This is a genomic window from Streptomyces recifensis (assembly GCF_002154615.1).
GTDB classification, from domain to species: Bacteria; Actinomycetota; Actinomycetes; order Streptomycetales; family Streptomycetaceae; genus Streptomyces; species Streptomyces griseoluteus.
In genome coordinates this window covers 1-2,259 of sequence record NZ_MUNH01000122.1, presented here as the reverse complement: position 1 = coordinate 2,259, position 2,259 = coordinate 1, and the positions used below count along the sequence as shown (strand labels likewise).

Here is a 2,259-nt window from a genome sequence, read left to right as displayed (position 1 = left end):
GCCCCCGAGGGCTCCTGGCCGCCCCCGCCGCCCCCCGGCACGCCGGGTTACGGCGAGGCGGGCGCGGGCGGCGCCGGCGGCGGCTGGGGTGCCTCGTACCAGCAGCCGGCGCCGAAGCCGGCCGGCGGCGGGCGCGGCGGGCTGATCGCGGCGGTGCTGGTGGCCGCGCTGGTCGCGGGTGGTCTGGGCGGCGGCCTCGGTTACACCCTGGCCAAGGACAACGACGGCCAGGGCTCCACCACCGTCTCCGCCGCAGACAACGGCGCCTCGCAGGTCAAGCGGGCGCCGGGCACCATCGCGGGCGTGGCCTCCAGGGCGCTGCCCAGCACGGTGACCATCGAGGCGGAGAGCAACAGCGGCGAGGGCGGCACGGGCACCGGGTTCGTCTTCGACACCCAGGGCCACATCGTCACCAACAACCACGTGGTCGCCGAGGCGGTCGGCGGCGGCAAGCTGTCGGCCACCTTCCCCGACGGCCGCAAGTACGCCGCCGAGGTCGTGGGACACGCCCAGGGTTACGACGTGGCCGTCATCAAGCTGAAGAACGCGCCCTCGGACCTCAAGCCGCTCTCCCTCGGCAACTCCGACCAGGTCGCGGTGGGCGACGAGACGATCGCCATCGGCGCCCCCTTCGGGCTGTCCAACACGGTGACGACCGGCATCATCAGCGCCAAGAACCGCCCGGTGGCCTCCAGCGACGGCAGCTCCAGCAGCAAGGCGTCCTACATGAGCGCCCTGCAGACCGACGCGTCGATCAACCCGGGCAACTCCGGCGGCCCGCTGCTCAACGCCTCCGGCGCGGTGATCGGCATCAACTCCGCGATCCAGTCGACCAGCGGCGGCAGCTTCGGCTCCGGCCAGTCCGGCTCGATCGGCCTCGGCTTCGCCATCCCGATCAACCAGGCCAAGTACGTCGCCCAGCAGCTCATCAAGTCCGGCAAGCCGGTGTACGCCAAGATCGGCGCCTCGGTCTCCCTGGAGGAGTCCACCGACGGCGCGAAGATCACCGACCAGGGCGCGGGCGGCGCGGACGCGGTCGAGTCGGGCGGCCCCGCCGCCGAGGCCGGCCTCAAGCCGGGCGACGTCATCACCAAGCTGGACGACTCCGTCATCGACAGCGGCCCCACCCTGATCGGCGAGATCTGGACCCACAAGCCCGGCGACAAGGTCAAGGTCACCTACACCCGGGGCGGCGACCAGCACACCGTCGACCTCACCCTCGGCTCCCGAGTCGGCGACAGCTGAGCCAGGTCCCCCGCCGGCCTCTCGCTCCCGGTACGCTGTACCCCGCTCCGCCCCAGGTGGGCGAAGCGGGGAGGTGTGCCCGAGCGGCCTAAGGGAACGGTCTTGAAAACCGTCGTGGCAGCGATGTCACCGTGGGTTCAAATCCCACCGCCTCCGCAGAGGTAGCGAACAGAAGGGGCGTCCCCGGCCAAGGGGACGCCCCTTGCGCGTGCGCCGCGCTACGCCCGCGCGTCCTGCGGGTACCACCGCAGCTCGATCGTGTTGCCGTCCGGGTCCTGGACGTAGACCGACGTCGCCTCGCCGCGCGCGCCCGAGCGCTGGACCGGACCCTCCAGGACGGTGAAGCGGCCGGTGGCGATGATCTCGGCCCAGTCCAAGGGGTCCACGACCAGGCAGAAGTGGTCGACGTTGGAGTCGGAGCGGGGGCCCTCGACGATGTCGATGATCGTCTCCGGGGTGATGCGGACGGAGGGGAAGGGGGCCTTGCCGGCGCGCCATTCGTCGACGTTCTCCGGCTGGAGGCCGAGGAGCGTGGTGTAGAAGCCGAGGGAGCGTTCGACGTCGGCGACCTTGAGGACCAGGTGGTCGAATGCCTTGACGTGCAGGGCGGGCACTGTGCCTCCAGAGGCTGTCGGGGACGGGTCCACGATCCACCGGTGCGGCGGCTTCATCAAGGTCCCCCCGCCCTCCGTTCCGCCGACCCCAGCGTGGCCCGTGCCTCCGCCTCCGGCAGGCCGGTGTCCAGGGCCGCGTCCAGGAGCGGGTCCGCCAGCGCGGCACCCAGGCCCTGTTCCCAGGCCCGGCACGCCGCCCAGAAGAGGCGGGAGTTGCGCTCGCCCTCGTGCGCGGTGCGGACGAAGTGGAGCAGGGCCGCGCCGCCGTCCGCCGAGTGCGCCCGCGAAGGCCGGGGCGGCCCTGCTCCACTTCGTCCGCACCTTCTGGGCGGCGTGCCGGGCCTGGGAACAGGGCCTGGGTGCCGCGCTGGCGGACCCGCTCCTGGACGCGGCCCTGGAC

2 protein-coding genes and 1 tRNA gene are annotated in these 2,259 nt (G+C 72.8%); 2 read left to right on the top strand and 1 reads right to left on the bottom strand.

All coding sequences use genetic code 11. The features are described 5' to 3' along the window. Positions 1 to 1,245, top strand: a 1,245-nt coding sequence (locus CCN33_RS08015; protein WP_086692660.1) for a S1C family serine protease, incomplete at its 5' end; no start/stop codon positions are given. 69 nt (positions 1,246 to 1,314) lie between these two features. Next, positions 1,315 to 1,401 (top strand) — tRNA-Ser (locus CCN33_RS08010). Positions 1,402 to 1,463: 62 nt separating this feature from the next. Here the strand turns inward: CCN33_RS08010 and CCN33_RS08005 are convergent. Next, positions 1,464 to 1,850, bottom strand: a complete 387-nt coding sequence (locus tag CCN33_RS08005; RefSeq protein ID WP_244173724.1) for a VOC family protein — start codon at positions 1,848 to 1,850, stop codon at positions 1,464 to 1,466. Positions 1,851 to 2,259 lie beyond the last annotated feature (409 nt).